This window comes from Novosphingobium sp. Leaf2 (genome assembly GCF_001421325.1).
Taxonomy (GTDB): domain Bacteria; phylum Pseudomonadota; class Alphaproteobacteria; order Sphingomonadales; family Sphingomonadaceae; genus Novosphingobium.
Genome location: NZ_LMJY01000012.1, coordinates 542,205 through 558,324 on the forward strand (window position 1 = coordinate 542,205; position 16,120 = coordinate 558,324).

13 protein-coding genes are annotated in these 16,120 nt (G+C 65.1%); 5 read left to right on the forward strand and 8 right to left on the reverse strand.

All coding sequences use genetic code 11. The features are described from left to right. The first annotated feature begins 150 nt into the window (after positions 1-150). Both ASE49_RS09195 and ASE49_RS09200 read left to right on the forward strand, forming a co-directional pair. The gene (locus ASE49_RS09195; protein ID WP_235522903.1) at positions 151-816 is read left to right on the forward strand and encodes a glycine zipper 2TM domain-containing protein; all 666 of its coding nucleotides are present in this window, start codon (positions 151-153) and stop codon (positions 814-816) included. A 154-nt stretch (positions 817-970) separates the two neighbouring features. After that, positions 971-1,672 (forward strand): EthD domain-containing protein, encoded by a 702-nt coding sequence (locus ASE49_RS09200; RefSeq protein ID WP_082456373.1) that lies wholly within the window; start codon positions 971-973, stop codon positions 1,670-1,672. 4 nt (positions 1,673-1,676) lie between these two features. On the opposite strand, the gene nhaA is transcribed toward ASE49_RS09200, so the two are convergent. The 3 genes from nhaA to ASE49_RS09215 form a co-directional block, all read right to left on the reverse strand. After that, positions 1,677-2,870, reverse strand: a complete 1,194-nt coding sequence (nhaA, locus tag ASE49_RS09205; protein ID WP_056770822.1) for a Na+/H+ antiporter NhaA — start codon at positions 2,868-2,870, stop codon at positions 1,677-1,679. 165 nt (positions 2,871-3,035) lie between these two features. Then, the gene (locus tag ASE49_RS09210) at positions 3,036-4,142 is read right to left on the reverse strand and encodes a purine nucleoside permease (RefSeq protein WP_056770825.1); all 1,107 of its coding nucleotides are present in this window, start codon (positions 4,140-4,142) and stop codon (positions 3,036-3,038) included. A 76-nt stretch (positions 4,143-4,218) separates the two neighbouring features. Further along, entirely contained in the window at positions 4,219-6,690 is a 2,472-nt protein-coding gene (locus tag ASE49_RS09215; protein ID WP_235522904.1) for a TonB-dependent siderophore receptor, read from the reverse strand. 333 nt (positions 6,691-7,023) lie between these two features. Here ASE49_RS09215 and ASE49_RS09220 point away from each other — a divergent pair, with 333 nt between their 5' ends. The 3 genes from ASE49_RS09220 (at position 7,024) to ASE49_RS09230 (ending at position 9,161) form a co-directional block, all read left to right on the forward strand. Continuing rightward, complete coding sequence (locus ASE49_RS09220; protein ID WP_056770834.1) at positions 7,024-7,959, forward strand: LysR family transcriptional regulator; 936 nt, start codon at positions 7,024-7,026, stop codon at positions 7,957-7,959. Between the two features lie 90 nt (positions 7,960-8,049). Continuing rightward, a complete protein-coding gene (locus ASE49_RS09225) occupies positions 8,050-8,583 on the forward strand; it encodes a phosphoribosyltransferase (RefSeq protein WP_056770838.1) in 534 nt (177 codons plus the stop codon). Next, entirely contained in the window at positions 8,583-9,161 is a 579-nt protein-coding gene (locus ASE49_RS09230; protein WP_056770840.1) for a TIGR00730 family Rossman fold protein, read from the forward strand. Before ASE49_RS09225 ends, ASE49_RS09230 begins: the two co-directional genes overlap by 1 nt. 13 nt (positions 9,162-9,174) lie before the next feature. Here the strand turns inward: ASE49_RS09230 and ASE49_RS09235 are convergent, their stop codons facing one another. Genes ASE49_RS09235 through xdhA form a run of 5 tightly spaced genes read right to left on the reverse strand, consistent with a single transcriptional unit; the run spans position 9,175 to position 16,120 of the window. Beyond that, on the reverse strand, positions 9,175-10,194 hold the full coding sequence (locus ASE49_RS09235) for an adenosine deaminase (protein ID WP_056770842.1): 1,020 nt from the start codon (positions 10,192-10,194) through the stop codon (positions 9,175-9,177). Continuing rightward, positions 10,191-11,486, reverse strand: coding sequence for a guanine deaminase (guaD, locus tag ASE49_RS09240; protein ID WP_056770845.1), 1,296 nt, complete (start codon positions 11,484-11,486; stop codon positions 10,191-10,193). The genes ASE49_RS09235 and guaD overlap by 4 nt, the downstream gene beginning before the upstream one ends. Continuing rightward, the gene (xdhC, locus tag ASE49_RS09245; protein ID WP_056770847.1) at positions 11,486-12,403 is read right to left on the reverse strand and encodes a xanthine dehydrogenase accessory protein XdhC; all 918 of its coding nucleotides are present in this window, start codon (positions 12,401-12,403) and stop codon (positions 11,486-11,488) included. The genes guaD and xdhC overlap by 1 nt, the downstream gene beginning before the upstream one ends. Beyond that, positions 12,400-14,703: a xanthine dehydrogenase molybdopterin binding subunit gene (xdhB, locus tag ASE49_RS09250; RefSeq protein WP_056770849.1), complete on the reverse strand. Its 2,304-nt coding sequence runs from the start codon at positions 14,701-14,703 to the stop codon at positions 12,400-12,402. The genes xdhC and xdhB overlap by 4 nt, the downstream gene beginning before the upstream one ends. Then, entirely contained in the window at positions 14,696-16,120 is a 1,425-nt protein-coding gene (gene xdhA, locus ASE49_RS09255) for a xanthine dehydrogenase small subunit (protein WP_056770852.1), read from the reverse strand. The genes xdhB and xdhA overlap by 8 nt, the downstream gene beginning before the upstream one ends.

The following is a 16,120-nucleotide window of genomic DNA, read 5'->3' on the forward strand; positions in this document are numbered from 1 at the left end:
CTTTGCACAGCCCGCAGAGCGCCCCCTGCCGGCACATGCCGGCCAGAGCGCCCTGCCCGTTCGCCGAACGGTTGGAACAACCAGCCACCGCCGTAATTTAACGCAGCAGAGAAACACTAATTTACGTTATGGAAGCAGGAGTACTGAAAAATGGCGAAACGTTCGTTTGGAATAGTGCGGCCCGTTCTGCTCGCCGTCGCCTGTGCCACGCTTGGCACCGCGATACCCAGCGTGGCACAGCCCGCCGGTCCAGGTTGGCGCGCCGGGGACACCTGGAACCGCGATGCATTCTGGCGCGGTGCGCCTGCCGGCATCCGCGAACGGGTGGACTGGCTGCAGCAGCGCATCAACCGCGGCGTGGCCGATGGCACGATGGATCGGCGCGAGGCTGACCGTGCCCAGCGCGAACTCGATGGTATCCGGCGCGATGCGGTGATGCTGGAGCAGCGTCTGGACGATACCAGCCGCAATATCAGCTGGGCCCGTCGCAGCGGCGCATATTACGGCGGCGCGGACCAGCGCGATCCCTACGTCACCGATTACGATGCCTCGCGCTACTACCGCGATGACCCGCGCTATGCCGAGCGCCGCCTTGGGCCGGACGATCAGGTCTATCGCGGCTCCGACGGTCGCTATTACTGCAAGCGCAGCGATGGCACCACCGGCCTGATCATCGGCGGCGTGGGCGGCGCGCTTGCCGGCAACGTGATCGACGGCGGTCGTCACCGTGCGGCCGGCACGCTTATCGGCGGTGCGCTGGGCGCCCTGCTCGGCAAGTCGGTAGACCAGAACAACAGCGACGTGCGCTGCCGCTGATATCGTGGGGCCGGGTGCATAGCCCGGCCCTGTACGAGCACTGTTCAAAAGGATCAGTGTGCCGTGCCAACGTGCAGCTTATCCTCCGCCCGTAACAAGGCGTGGGTGCGTAGACATGGGACTGGTTGAAGCGCACGAAGGATGGCGACGTTAGATGCCCACCGCGCCCTTCAGTCCGGCAATAGCAACTTCTACCAAGATCCTGGCGTTCCTGGCGTGTGCGCCGGCTGATCGCGCGTCGGTTCAAGCCACGCTTCTCCACGCAATCGTTGCAACACGATCGCCGGAGGTCATGGCGGAATTTTGGGTAGCCCTGCCCCCGGATACCTTGGGCGCCAGCCCGCAAGGTCAGTCGCGGCTGGATGCTTACGACTTCGTTCTGGAGTTCACCGGTACGCCCGCCGTCCACGACGCATTCGCCGGCATGACCTGGCCCGCGCCGATCGATTCTCAGCGCAGCGCCGTGTTCGCCGGTACCGAATACTGCATCGTCCCGGGGCGCGGCGAGGTGGCGCTTTTCTGTCCACTGATCCGCAGGGCGCACCTTGGTCCGGCGCAGTTCCAGCACTATTGGCTGCACGAGCATGCCCGGTTCGGACGCGACAACCCGCACAACGGATACTGCCAGGTCCACCCGGCGGCCCTGCCATCCACTGACCGCGTGACGGCGTCTGCGCTGCCCCATGCACCGTTCGACGGCGTCGCGGAGGCTTACTTCGTCGATCTGCCGGCGATGCTGAAACGCCTCAACTCACCCGAAATCGCCGGCGATGCTTATGCGGACGAGCAGCGGTTCATCGATCACGCGCGCTCGTCTTTCCTGCCGTTTGAACGGGGGGGCATCGCGGCGCGCTGACGTTTCACGCCGCAGCGATACTGACCTCGCCCTTCGCCGTGCCGCCTGCCCAGCGCAGCAATGCATAGCCCGCCAGGCCGGACAGCAGCGATCCGGTCAGCACCCCCAGTTTGGCCTCGGTCTGCAGCAAGGGGTCGCCGGCATAGGCCAGCAGCGTAATGAAGATGCTCATCGTAAAGCCAATGCCGCACAGCAGCGCCACCCCCAGCATCTGCGCGCGGGTAGCGTGGGCGGGCATGTCGGCAAGATCAAACTTTACGGCCAGCATCGAAAACCCGAATACGCCCAGCACTTTGCCCACCATCAGCCCGGCAGCCGCGCCCAATGTGACCGGCGCAATCAGGGCGGCAGCCGGCAGCCCCACCACCATGACCCCGGCGTTCGCCAGCCCGAACAGCGGAACGACCAGAAAGCCCACCGGCTTTTCCAGAGCATGCTCAAGCCGGTGCAAGGGGCTGTCGCATTCAGCGTCTGACCGGCTTGGCGTAAGGTCCATCGGAATGGTGAGTGCCAGTATCACCCCGGCAAGCGTTGCATGAATGCCCGACTGCAAAACCAGCACCCAGAGCACTGCGCCCACCAGAAGATACGGGAGCAGACGTTGTACGCCCAGTCGGTTGAAGGCCACCAGCACCGCCACGGCCACCATCGCGCCGCACAGATACAGGGCCGAAATGCTGGTCGTGTAAAACGCAGCGATGATGATCACCGCGCCCAGATCGTCGATGATGGCAAGGGCGGCGAGGAATATCCGCAAGGATGCCGGTACGCGCTTGCCCAGCAGCGCGATGACGCCCAGCGCAAAGGCAATGTCCGTTGCCGCCGGGATCGCCCACCCGGACGCCGTGGCGCCGCGATTGAAAGCCAGGAAGATCAGCGCGGGCACGATCATCCCGCCTAGCGCCGCGATCCCCGGCAGGATCCGCCGCGACCAGGTGGACAGTTGCCCATCCAGCATCTCGCGCTTGATCTCCAGCCCCACGAACAGGAAGAACACGGCCATCAGCCCATCGTTGATCCAGTGCCCGAAAGAGAGCGGCCCCAGCTTCGCGTGCAGTATCGCTTCGTAGCCGGGGCCAAGCGGCGAGTTGGCGATCACCAGCGCCGCTACGGCCACCGCCATCAACACGATGCCGGCAGACGCTTGGCCTTCAAGGAATTTGCGGATCGCGCTAGGGCGGGCGTGAAGGGTCAGCATACGGTGTATTCCTGGCATCGGCGGTTTTCGCTGGCGGCCCGACCAGCGTTAACACCTGCCCACACACCACAAGGGAAACGTGAACACCCAGGCGGCCTATCGCATCACCAGCCGGCATGTGCAACCCAGGCCGCCTGGATTGGCGCCCTACGCCGCGCCCCCCTTTCAGCGCGGCGGGCTTTTCTCGAACGTGGCCCAATCGGCAAGCCACGCATCCACCACTTTCGAGCCCACGCGGTAGACGTTCTCCACTGCGGCTTCGAGGCCGGCGTAGCCTTCGTTCTCGCGCAGCAGATAGCTCGCGGCATCGACACCGGGCGGCGGCATTGTGTAATTGCTGCCGGCCCGCAGCACCAGCACGCGATGCTTGTCTGCACGCCCCGCCTTGTCGAGATACGTCATCGCCTGAAGCACGCCGGTGTCTTCCATCGCGGAAGTGACGAACTCGCCCTTGCCGCCGGTCCAGCGTTTTACCCAGGTGTTGGCCCAGTCAGTCAACAGCGTGCCGTGCCAGAACGTCATGGCCGAAAGCTGATCGCCTTCCAGCACGAACGGCGGCTTGCGGGCGTTGGGATGGCCCGTAAAGCGCAGCCGCTCCGCCTTTATCGCCGGCGAATCCGGTAGCGGCATGTCCTTGGTCAGGCGGTAGGCCCAGTTCACCAGCGCCGGATTTATCTGGAATACCTCGCCATCGGGATCGAGCACGGTGGTGGTGTCATTCGGCCCTTTGGACCCGCGCGGAAAGTAGCCGGATTTCCAGTCCTTGGGGATTTCACGCGCGTCGATCTCGTGCGCCAAATCACCATCGACGACATAGCGCGCCCAGGCGACTGATCCTATCGAGGCGTCCTGCGGATCGATCCCGGCAATCCCGGCGACAAGCCAGTAGGCATGCCTGAGATCGAAGCGCGGATCGAGACCCAGCGCCATAGTCGCCGCTGTCGAGCGCGAGGTGCCGATGCCCGTTACCATGCCCAGCACTTGGGTCTGTGGGTTGTAATACAGGTCATGATACGATTGCGGGAAGGCGATCCGCTGGGTCAGCCCGCGCCGCGCCTTCCACAACTGGAACTCGCCGGCCTGGTCGCCTTCGTCCTTGCCGATCTCGAAGAGCGACACGATCACGACTTTGACGACGATGGGATGGGCGCAAGGCCCGGTCGGCAGACATTGCGCGGCGGCAACCGGTTGCGGGGCCGCCGTGGCCGGCGCCGATCCGGCGAAAAGCACGGCGGCGCCTGCAAGCAGGCTCGCCCAAAACGGGAAGCGCATGGATACCCTTTCGTCGATCACGAAAACCTGCCCTCGCCGCCGTGCCCAGCAAGGCGCAGCAGCAAGGGCGGGCGCATCAGAACTTGTACTTCACCGCCGCCTGCCAGCTGCGCGGCAGTTCCGGCTTGATGTTCTGCGAGGCATAAAGTTCGACGAAATTGGCGCGGAAGTAGCGCTCGTTCAGGGCGTTCTTGACGTTGACCTGAAACAGCCAGTGCGGCGTCTCGTACGAAACGCCCAAATCGACGATGGTGTACGCCGGCAGGCGCAGCGTATGGGGGTAATCCGCCCAGGTCTTGGGCACGTGATAGGCGCTGGCCGTCAACGCGATGCCGTTGTCGAACGCGTACGATGCCGTGCCCGAATACAGGTTGCGCGGAATACCGGGGCGTTCCGCAAGGTCCTTGCCGGTAAGCGCAACCAGGCCGCTAGGGGCAGCACCGAGCAGGAGTGCCGGGTCGACGCCGTTGTTGGCGAGCAGATCGGCGCCGTAGTAATAGAAGAAGGCGCCCCCGCTGTTGGCGAATGCCAGGTTCAGAACCTTGGTGTGGGTATAGGCGGCGGTCAGCAGCAACTGGCGGTTGACCGACCAGCGCGCCTCCGCTTCGAGGCCCGTGGTGCGGATCGCCTGGTTCACCGTCAGCGACTGGATCGAGTAATCGGTGCGCGTCTGCTTGTAGACCGACAGCGCGGCATACAGCGTATTGTCCAGCCAGCTGCCCTTGATACCGCCTTCGTACAGCTTGGACGAGGTGATCCAGCTGTCGCTATAGACGTTTGACGGGTCTACTTCCGCCCCCTGCCCGGTAATGATCACCGATTGCTTGGCGATCGTGGCGTAGGGAATAAGCCCGAAGGGTAGCTTGTAGTTGGCGCTTGCGGTCCACGACCATACGCCCTTGGTGTCTTTTTGCGTATTGTTGCCGTTTGGCCGGTTGGCGGTATTCACCGCTGCCAGCGGAATGTTGACGCTGAACTGGGTGGCATCAATCTTGGGCAAAACCGCTGTGGAGGTAACGCTCATGCGATCATAACGTCCGCCCACCGTCACATCGAAACCGAAGGCGAAATCGAGATCGGCCAGCAGGCTCATCGCCGCGTCGGTATAGTGGCCCTGGAAGTAGCTGGAGTAATCGCTGTCTGTCTGCGTCGAGAGCAGCCGGGTGGACAGCGGCGTGTAGCCTTCCGTCAGATCCACACGGCCGAAGTATTCATACCCGAAGTCGTCGGCGTGCTTGAACTTGGTGTAGCGGATCGAAGGCGCGGCCTGGATCTGGAACGTGCCCGCCGTGCTGGTGAACTTCTTGGACAGAACGACCTTGTCTTCGATCACGTAGGAGTTGGCGAACTGCGAGAAGCCGTAGGCGTTCTCGTTGCTGTTCTTGTAGCCATCGTAGAAGAACTGGTTCTTGATCTCCAGATCGTCACCACCATCCCAGATTAGATCGGCGTAGATGGTCTTGGCGATCGTGTTGAGGAAATCATCGGGACCGGTCAGCGTCTGCCGGCGGCTGAGCTTGGCGGCGCCCACATTCGTCAGACCTGAATCGGGATAAAGGGTCTGCAGGCACGCGTTGTTCAGGCCCGACGCAAAGGGGTTGCTGAACGCAGGTGTCGTGCAAAGCGCTCCGCCGAAGGTGCCAAGCCCCTTGCCCCCATTTGCCGCACGCGCTTCGCCGGTGGAGATCTTGCCGTCTCCATCGGTATCCAGCGGCTTGGCCTGTCCGGTGATATAGTTTCCATTGTCGATCAGGTCTTGCGTCACGCGGTTCCAGCCACCGTTCTGCGCGCCCTTGTAGTTCTGGTACATACCGCCAAATTCAACCCGCAGATTGGAGGTTATGTCGGTATCGAACGAGGCCTGGATGAGCGTCTGGCGGGTCGTGATATTATCGTAGTAGCTGTCGGAATCGGTCAGTTCGCCGTAAAGGCTGTAGCCGAACGGATGATTGCCGATCTTGCCCGGTCCGACGACGCTGGCAGACAGCACGTTGTTGTTCCAGCTGCCCCGCGTGTACGTGAATTCAGCCTTCGGCTCGCTCATATAACCGCCGCCGGCAACGCGCGCTGACTTCGGAATGAAGTTGATGTAGCCGCCAGTCTTGGCCGGACCCATGATCGGCGAGGCTGGCCCGCGCACGATATCGATCCGGTCAGCCGCGCCGATCGGGGTGGGATAGTTGCCCGGATTGTCGAGGCGACGCATCCCGCGAAAATACGTCTCGCCCGGTGTGCCGCGAATATCGAGGGAACCGCCGACCCCGAAGAACGAGTTGGTGAAGGTGCCCGGCGCCTGCGCGATCAGATCGTAGATCGAGGTAACGCCGAAACGCTCGATCTGCTTCTGGCTGACCGTCGATACCGAGCGCGGCGTCTCGGTCACCGTTTTGTCGAAACCGAAGACGGTGCCCACGTCCTTGATCGGCAAGGCATCGAGCGAGCCGGTGACGATGATCTCGTTCGCCGGATCGGCGCTTGCGCTGTCCTGCGCATACGCCGGCGCCGTGAACGCGGTGCAGCACAGCATTGTCGCCGTGAGTGCCGCCAAAGATTTCCGTGGAGCCGCGTGTGGGACACGGTAAAAGTTCCGATAAACGGAATCGAGCTTGGCCGTCATTGTTAACCCCCCTGATGAGCCGAAAGCCGGCGTCGCTGCCGCTTTCGGTCCCCGTACCCTGTTCGCCCTCTCCCGATCGCACCCTGGAAGTGCCGCATTGCGTGACCTTGATCGTCTCCAGATGCGCCCGGTGCCCCGTCCGTCTGGAGAGCGCGCGTGGCCAGCACGCGCGCGTCATCGTTAATCAGAAGTGGTATGCGCTTGACTTAGCGCTCGCAAACGCAATGAATCCTTCGCTGCGTTGCAAAAATTAGAGCGGGGTTCATGCCGGCATTCTCACGCTTCCTGCGCTACTTCATGACGGTGGGCCGATTGGGCTCGATCCGCCGCGCTGCCGACGAACTCAACGTCTCGGCCTCGGCGATCGCGCGCCAGATTCTCAACGTCGAGGCGGAGATCGGCGCGCCGTTGTTCGAGCGGCTGCCATCGGGCCTTCGGCTCACCGCAGCAGGCGAAATCATGATGGCTGCCGGCGGGCGCTGGCAGAAGAACATGGCTGACGTGCGCGGCCAGATAGAAGCCCTGCGTGGTCTCAAGCGCGGCCATGTGGACATGGCGATCATCGATGCGCTGGCCAAAGGCGTGATCCCGGCGGCCATCCATGCGATCAAAAGCCGCTATCCCGGCATCACCATCGGCGTAAAAGTGCTGGAGAACGAAGCCGTGCGCAAGGCGGTGGCGGACGGATCGGTGGACTTCGGCATCCTGTTCGAACCGCATTCTTATCGCGAACTGAGCGTGCGCGCATTCGTGAATGTCGTGCTGGGCTTTGTGACCCCACCCGATCATCCGCTCGCCGGCACCAGCGAGGCGCGCTTCTCGTCTTGCATGGGCGCGGGCCTGATCGTGCCAGCCGAACCGCTGGCGGTATCGCAGCAGATCGCTGTGCTGGAAGGCGCCACGGGCCTGCAGATCGAGCGGGCCGCGACGTCCGACAATATCCAGATGATAACCTCGCTGGTTCTGCAGCGCGTGGGCATCGGCATCCTCACCTCGCTCGACGTGATGACCGAGGTGGAGCAAGGCGTGCTCTCGTTCACGCGCATCTCCGACACGCTGCTGCGACCGATGACGCTGGCGCTGTGCACCGCTGCCGCGCGCATGCCGTCCCACGCCGCCGGGATCGTTCTGACCGAGATCGAGAACGGCTTTTCGCAGTTGAGCTATACCCCGCCGGCGAAGGCGGAGGAAACTATCTGACGTCCAAGGCTGGTTGCCCACCGCGCGCGGCTGGGTTACGCCATAGGCAGGCCCCGCAGAAAGCCGGCCATCTGCCGCCCAGGAGTATCGATGAGCGACGCTGCCCCCCCCGATCTGTATTATCTGGAATATTACGAGGAATTCCTCGCCAAGGTGCGCCTGCTCGCCGGCAAAGTGCGTGATGGCGACTGGTTGCCGGAGTTCGTGATCGGCGTGGGGCGCGGGGGCCTGGTGCCGGCGGTGTACATTTCGCACCAGCTGGACCTGCCGATGCTGTCGATCGACCATTCCAGCCGCGTGCCGGGCTTTGCGGACGAACTGCTCGCCAAGATCGCGGCGATGAGCGCGGATGGATCGCGGCTGCTGTTCGTTGACGACATCAACGATAGCGGCAGCACCATCGGCTATATCCGCGACCTCCTCGTGGGCAACGGCTGCGCGGCGGAAAACCTGCGTTTCGCGGTCCTGATCACCAACACCGGCAGCCGCGCGCAGGTAGACTACTGGACCGACAGCATCGATCGCGCAGTAGACAAGCGGTGGTTCGTGTTCCCTTGGGAAGCTGTCAGCTCGAAGGCGGCGCTGGTGGAAGAGGCGCTGTCCGTGCCGGAACGGCTGTCCTGATGCGGATCTGCGTCTATCTCGGCTCGTCGGCGGGAACCCGGCCTATCTATCGCGACGCTGCAGAGCAGTTCGGCACCTTGCTGGCGAAGCGCGGCATCGGCCTGGTCTATGGCGGCGGCATGGTAGGCCTGATGGGCGTCATCGCCGATGCGGTGTGTGCAGCCGGCGGCGAAGTGATCGGCGTGATCCCCGAAGCCTTGCGCGCGCGTGAGCACGACCACCAGGGCATCTCCGAATTGCACGTGGTGCAGACCATGCACGAACGCAAGGCGATGATGGCCAATCTGGCGGACGGGTTCGTCACCCTGCCCGGCGGCATCGGCACGTTCGAGGAAATGTTCGAGGCGTGGTGCTGGTCGCAGCTAGGCTATCACGCCAAGCCGGTCGGGCTGCTGGATGTCGGCGGCTTTTATTCCGGCCTGCGCGATTTCATCGACCATGTGGTGGAACAGGGCTTCCTGCAGCCCCGGCACCGCGCCATGCTTCTGGTGGAAAGCGACCCCGAGGCCCTGCTTGATCGCATCGCCGGGTTCGTTCCGCCAGAAACCGAGCACTGGCTGGGCGACAAGGACGTTTAAAGCCGTCAGCCGGTCATGACGGATGCGCCGCCAGATACGCATCCAGCGTCTCTAGATGACGCGCGATCTCGTCTGGCGGCAGGAATGCGCCGGTAAAGCTGTTGCGCGCCAATGTCGCCAGATCGTCCCGGCTTAGCCCGCGCGCCGCAGCCACCGCGCGATAGTTTTCGCCGACGTAGCCGCCGAAGTAGGCCGGATCGTCGGAGTTGATCGTCGCCTTCAGGCCCGCCGCCAGCATGCGGTCGATCGGGTGTTCGGCCAGATCGTCCACCACGCACAGCTTGAGATTGGACAAGGGACATACCGTCAGCGTCATCTGTGCATCGCGCAGCCGCTCCACCAGCACGGCGTCCTCCAGCGACCGGTTACCGTGGTCGATCCGGTCGGCCTCGATCACGTCCAGCGCCTCGTAAACGTACGCGGGCGGCCCCTCCTCGCCCGCATGCAGCGTTAGCTTCAGGCCTTTGGCGCGGGCGGCGACGAATACGCGTGCGAACTTGGCGGGCGGATGGCCCACTTCGGAAGAATCTAGCCCCACGGCAGTGATCCGGTCCAGCCACGGCTCGGCTTGGGCGAGGGTGTCGAAAGCCTCGTCCTCGCTCAGATGACGCAGGAAGCACAGGATCAGCTGCGTCGTCATACCGTAGCGTTGGTGGGCCTCAGCCTGCGCGGACATCAGGCCCTCGATCACGTCGCCAAACGCGATGCCGCGCGCAGTGTGCGTCTGCGGATCGAACATGATCTCGGCATGGGTGACGCCATCCGCCGCCGCACGTGCGAAATACGCGGCGGCCAGATCGTGAAAGTCCGCGCGCGTCTGCAGCACAGCCGCGCCGGCGTAATAGATGTCCAGAAAGTCCTGCAGGTTGGAAAAGGCGTAGGCGGCGCGCACCTCCTCCACTGACGCATAGGGGATGGCGATGCCGTTGCGCTCCGCCAGCGCGAACATAAGTTCGGGCTCCAGGCTGCCTTCGATGTGCAGGTGCAGCTCTGCCTTTGGCAGGCCGGTGATGAAGGCGTTAAGGTCGGTCATGATTGTCCTTGGCAGGGTCTGCGCCAGGCGCGCTGGCCCATGATGTAGGTGGCCGCGATCGCGCGGTCATCGCCCAGGATCTGGAGTGCGAAGAGCCGGGTGGCAAGGTCCGCATCGTGCGTGCGGCGCGCCAGCAGCGGCGTGGCGGCCGGATCGAGCACCACGAAATCCGCCTCCTGCCCCGGCTCCAGCGCGCCCACCCGGTCGCTGATATGGAGCAGCGCGGCGCTTCCCGCCGTGGCCAGATACAGCGCGCGGAACGGGTCCAGCGCCTGCCCCCCCGCCAAGGCCGCCTGATACGCGAGGCCCGCTGTGTGCAGCATCGAGAACGAGGTGCCCGCGCCAACGTCGGTGCCAAGGCCCAGCCGGACCTTGTGCGCGTCATTGCGGGCAAAATCGAAGAAGCCCGAACCCAGAAACAGGTTGGAGCTAGGACACACCGCGATCCCCGCGCCGCTTTCGTGCAGGCGGTGCCAGGCGCGGTCGCTGAGGTGGATACCGTGCGCGAACACCGATCGCGACGTGAGGAGGCCGAAGCGGTCGTAAACGTCGAGATAATCGGCCGAATCTGTAAACCGTGCAGCCACCGCCGCGCATTCGTGCACGTTCTCCGCAAGGTGGGTGTGCATCAGCACGTCCGGGTGCCGGGCGACCAATGCGCCGGCATCCGCCAGTTGCGCGTCGCTGGAGGACAGCGCGAAGCGCGGGGTCACCGCATAGCCCAGCCGGCCACGCGCATGCCAGCGGCGGATCAGCCCCTCGCTTTGCGCCCGGCCCGAAGCGGGGGTGTCCCGCAAGCCATCCGGGCCAAGATCCATCAGCACTTTGCCTGAGATCACGCGCATGTTGCGCACTTGCGCTGCTTCGAACAGGGCGTCGACCGAATGTTCGTGAACGGTCGGGAAAACCAGCGCGCTGGTGGTGCCGTTGCGCAGCAATTCGTCGAGAAAGAACGCGGCGACGCTGTCCGCATGGGCCTTGTCGGCAAACGCCTTTTCGGCGGGGAAGATATGCCGGTCCAGCCAGTCCAGCAGTTGCGCGCCGTGCGAGGCGATGCGATCGGTCTGCGGGTAATGGATGTGCGCATCGACGAAGCCGGGGACGATCAGTCCGGCAAGGCGTTCGGTGGGGATTGCGGCGTATCGCCCGGCAAGATCGGCATACGCCCCGCGCGCGATGACGATGCCATCCTCGATGACCAGCAGCCCGTCCGCCTCGTGCCGCACCGCGCCGGGCGCATCGCGCGGGTCGTGGGGAACGGACAGAAGTTCCGCGCGGATGGCGTGGATCATTACGCGCCCCGCAACGTCAGTAGCTGCGCCAGCACCGAGATCGCGATCACGTCCGGCTCCTTGCCGCGCACGCCTGGCATGCCGATCGGCGTGGTGAGGCGGGCCAGTGCTTCCTCGCTCACCCCGTCCGCCGCAAGGCGCGATCGGAACCGCGCGATCTTGGTCTGCGAGCCGATCAGGCCAACGAAAGCCAGCGGCTTGCCCGAGAGCGCCGCCAGCACCAGATGATAATCGAGCGGATGATCGTGCGTCAGGATCGCCACTGCCGCGTCTGCAGGCGCGTCGGCGAGACAATCGGCAACCGTTTGCTCGTCCACCACCGTCACCCCATCGATCGCCGCCTGCTCGGGCCGGGTGTCGAACCATGCCAGCTGAAACGGCAGGCCGGTCATGTGCCGCGCGATGGCCTGCCCGACGTGGCCCGCGCCAAACAGATAGAACGGGCGCGGACGCTCGCCCACCGGCTCTACCAGCCGCGCACCCGGCGTGGGCTTGTCGCCGCGTGCGGACTGGCGGGTGGAAGTCTCGCGCACGTGGACGGCGCGGGTGACGGTGCCGTCGTCCAGCCGCGTTTCCAGCATCCGGCCAGGCTCCGCATCATGCAGCCAGTCCAGCGCGGCAGGGTCGAGATGCTCCACCATCAGCCGCACCCGCCCGCCGCAGCACTGGCCCAGCATCGGCCCAAGCGGATAATCCTGCACCCGCCATGTCCCGCGCGGCATATCCAGCACGACGCGCGCCTGCGCGATCGCGCGCAGTTCCAGTTGGCCGCCGCCGATGGTGCCTTCCTGCCCGTCCGCCCACACCAGCATCCGCGTGCCGGCACCGCGGGGCGCAGAGCCCTCGGTCGCCAGCAGCGAGATCATCGCGGTGGGCCTGTCAGGCAGGCGCCGCAGCCAGCCGATCCATTGGGTCATAATCGGTGCCCGGCGATGGCATTCAGGATCTTTTCCGGCGTTGCGGGCGCATCAAGCGGGGGCATGGCGCGCTTGTCCGGTTTGGTCGCCGCGATGGCCCGGTTCAGCGCGCTGAATACCGAGATCGCCAGCATGAACGGCGGCTCGCCCACCGCCTTGGAGCGGTTGATCGTCGGCTCGGCATTCTCACCGTCCCACAAGTCTATCCGCAAGCGCCTGGGCCGGTCTGACGCGGTGGGGATCTTGTACGTAGCGGGGCTGTGGGTGAGCAGGCGGCCAGCATCGTCCCACACCAGCTCCTCGGTGGTCAGCCACCCCTGCCCCTGCACGAAGCCACCCTCGATCTGGCCGCAGTCGATCGCAGGATTCAGCGAGCGTCCGACATCGTGGAGAATGTCTACGGCCAGTACTTTGTGTTCGCCGGTCAGGGTATCGATCGCAACTTCCGACACCGCCGCGCCATACGCGAAATAATAGAACGGTCGCCCCTTGTGCGCGGCGCGGTCGTATTCGATGCCAGGGGTGGCGTAATATCCGGTCGAGGAAAGCGAGATGCGGCCGATATGCGCCTTGCGCGCGACATGGGCAAAGGGGATTGTCTCGCCTGCAACCAGCACGCCGTCACTGGTGAACAGCACCTGTTCCGGCGCGCAACCGTAAGTGCGGGCCAGGAACGCCGTCAGCCGTTCACGAATCGCGATGGCCGCTTCATAGGCCGCCATGCCGTTCAGATCCGCCCCTGATGAAGCGGCGGTGGCAGAGGTGTTGGGCACTTTATCAGTGCGGGTGGCGGTGTTGCGGATGCTGGCCAAAGGGACCGCGAACACGTCCGCCACCACTTGCGCCACCTTGACGTAAAGCCCCTGTCCCATCTCGGTGCCGCCGTGGTTCACCTGGATCGAGCCATCGGCATAGACATGCACCAGTGCGCCTGCCTGATTGAGATGGGTGGTGGTGAAACTGATGCCGAACTTGACCGGGGTCAGCGCGATGCCTTTCTTGAGGATCGGACTGCCGGCGTTGAACGCATCGATCGCGGCGGCACGCGTATCGTAACGTGAGGTTGCGCGCAGGCGGGCGATCAGCGCCGGGGCGATATGGTCCGTCACCTGCATGTCGTAAGGCGTCACGTCACGCCCCGGACCATAGAGGTTGGCCATGCGCACGTCGAGCGGGTCGCGGCCCAGCGCCATCGCCACGTGATCCATCACCCGTTCGATCGCCAGCATCCCCTGCGGTCCGCCAAAGCCGCGAAAGGCGGTGGCCGAGACGGTGTTGGTCTTCAGCCGCTCGGACACGATCGTGATGTCCGGGATGAAGTAGCAGTTATCGGCATGGAACATCGCCCGGTCGTTGATGGCGGGGGACAAGTCCACGCTGGCGCCGCAATCGGACGCCAGATGCAGCGCAAGCGCCAGAAGGTTGCCCGCATCGTCATACCCCGCGTCGTAGCGGATTTGAAAAGGGTGACGCTTGCCGGTAAGCACCATGTCATCATCGCGGTCGCAGCGGAATTTTGCGGGTCGTCCGGTTTTCGCGGCGACCAGCGCAGCGGCGGCGGCGAACAACGCGGCCTGCGTCTCCTTGCCGCCAAATGCGCCGCCCATACGCCGCACTTCGACCGTAACGTCGGCGGAACTGAGGTTCAGCAGGCCGGCGACGAGGTGCTGCACTTCGCTGGGGTGCTGGGTGGAACTGAGCAGATGGATCTGCCCATCCTCCCCCGGCGTGGCGAGCGCTACCTGGCCTTCGAGGTAGAAGTGATCCTGCCCGCCCATCGCGAACCCGCCCGAAAGGCGGTGCGGGGCTTGTACCAGCGCCGCTTCGGCATCGCCGCGCGCCATGCGTTGGGTGGGCTCGATCAACGACGCGGCGGCCCGCGCACGGGCGATCGTGAGGATCGGCTCGGCTATGTCATACGTCACTTTGCCCAAGCGCGCCGCCTTGCGCGCGGCCCGCTGGCTCGTCGCCGCGACGAGGAACAGCGGCTGGCCGTGGCTGATCACTTCGCCATCGGCCAGCAGGCGATCGTCATGCACCACTGGACCGACGTTGTTCTCGCCGGGGATGTCGGCGGCGGTGAAGACCGCGACCACCCCGTCTGCCGCCCACACGTCGGACAGATCCATCGCCACGATCCGCCCGCACGCCTGTGCGCTCTGCCCGAACGCGAGGTGGAGCAGATCGGCAGGCTCGGCCACATCATCGGCATAGCGGGCCGCGCCGCTCACGTGCAGGCGGGCGCTGTCATGCGGGTGCGAAGGCTTGGGCAGCACCAAGGCGGGATCGCACTCAGCCATCGGCCTGCAGTTCCAGCACCGAGATCGCCTGCCCCTGCTCACGCGCACACAGCCGGCGCAGCAGGTTGGCGGCGGCTTCCAGGCGATAGGCCGCGCTGCCGCGCACATCGTCGAGCGGGGTGAAGTCCTGCCGCAGCGCGCGCGCCGCCCCCTCGATCGTCTCTGCGCTGAACGGCTTACCCGCCAGCGCTGCCTCGCACGCCGTCGCACGGCGCGGGGTTGCCGCCATGCCGCCGAACGCCACGCGCGCCGTGACGATCGTGCCGCCGCGCACGTCGAGCGCGAAGGCACCGCACACAGCCGAGATGTCGCTGTCGAACCGGCGCGAGAGCTTGGCGATGTGGATCACCGAGTCTGGCTTGGGGCGGGGCACGAATACACTCTCCACGAACTCGCCGGCGCGGCGGTCCTGCTTGCCATACTCCAGGAAGTAGTCCTCCAGAGGCATCGTCCGGCGTCCCTCTGGCCCCCGCAGGGTCAGCGTGGCGCCGAGCGCGATCAGCGCCGGCGGCCCGTCGCCGATCGGGGAGCCGTTGGCTATGTTGCCGCCGATCGTCGCCGCATTGCGCACTTGCAGCCCGGCAAAGCGGCGCGTCAGTTCGTAAAGGTCGGGATGCAGCCGCCCCAGCGCCTTGTGCGCCCGGGCATAGGTGACGGCGGCGCCTAAGTTGATGCCCGCAGGCGTCTCTTCGACCGCACGCAGTTCGGGAATATCGCCGATGAAAATCAGCGTGTCGAGCGTGCGCAGGCCCTTGGTCACCCACAGGCCGACGTCGGTCGCGCCCGCGACGATCCGCGCATCCGGATGTTCGGCGAGAAGCTGGGCGAGCATCGCGGGCTCACGCGGCGCGAACCACGTGCGGCCCTGGTATTCGCCGGAGGTCATCGTCTGCGGCGCAATGTCTCGGAGCGCGGGGATCAGTGCGCTATCGTCCTGCGGCACCGTGGTAACGCATGCCGCCGCGTCCAGAATCGGCCCATAGCCGGTGCAGCGACACAGGTTGCCGGCGATCCCGTCCGCCACCGGCAAGTCGCACCCGCTCGCCCCGATCGCGCGGCCATGCAGCGCCATGACGAAGCCGGGGGTGCAAAACCCGCACTGCGAGCTGCCGTTGGCCGCCATGCATGCCTGCAGCGGGTTAAGTTCGCCGATGGGCGCCAGGCTTTCCACCGTCATCAGCACCTTGCCGTCCAGCATCGGCAGAAACAGAATGCAGGCGTTGACCGCGCGCCAGCTAATGGACGCGCAATCCAGTTCCCCCACCAGCACCGTGCAGGCGCCGCAGTCCCCCTCGCCGCAGCCCTCCTTGGTGCCGGTGCGGCGCAACTGGTAGCGCAGGTAATCGAGCACGGTCGCGGTCGGATCGACTTCGGCAAGCTCGATCACCGCGTCATCGAGAAGGAAACGCACCGCCAC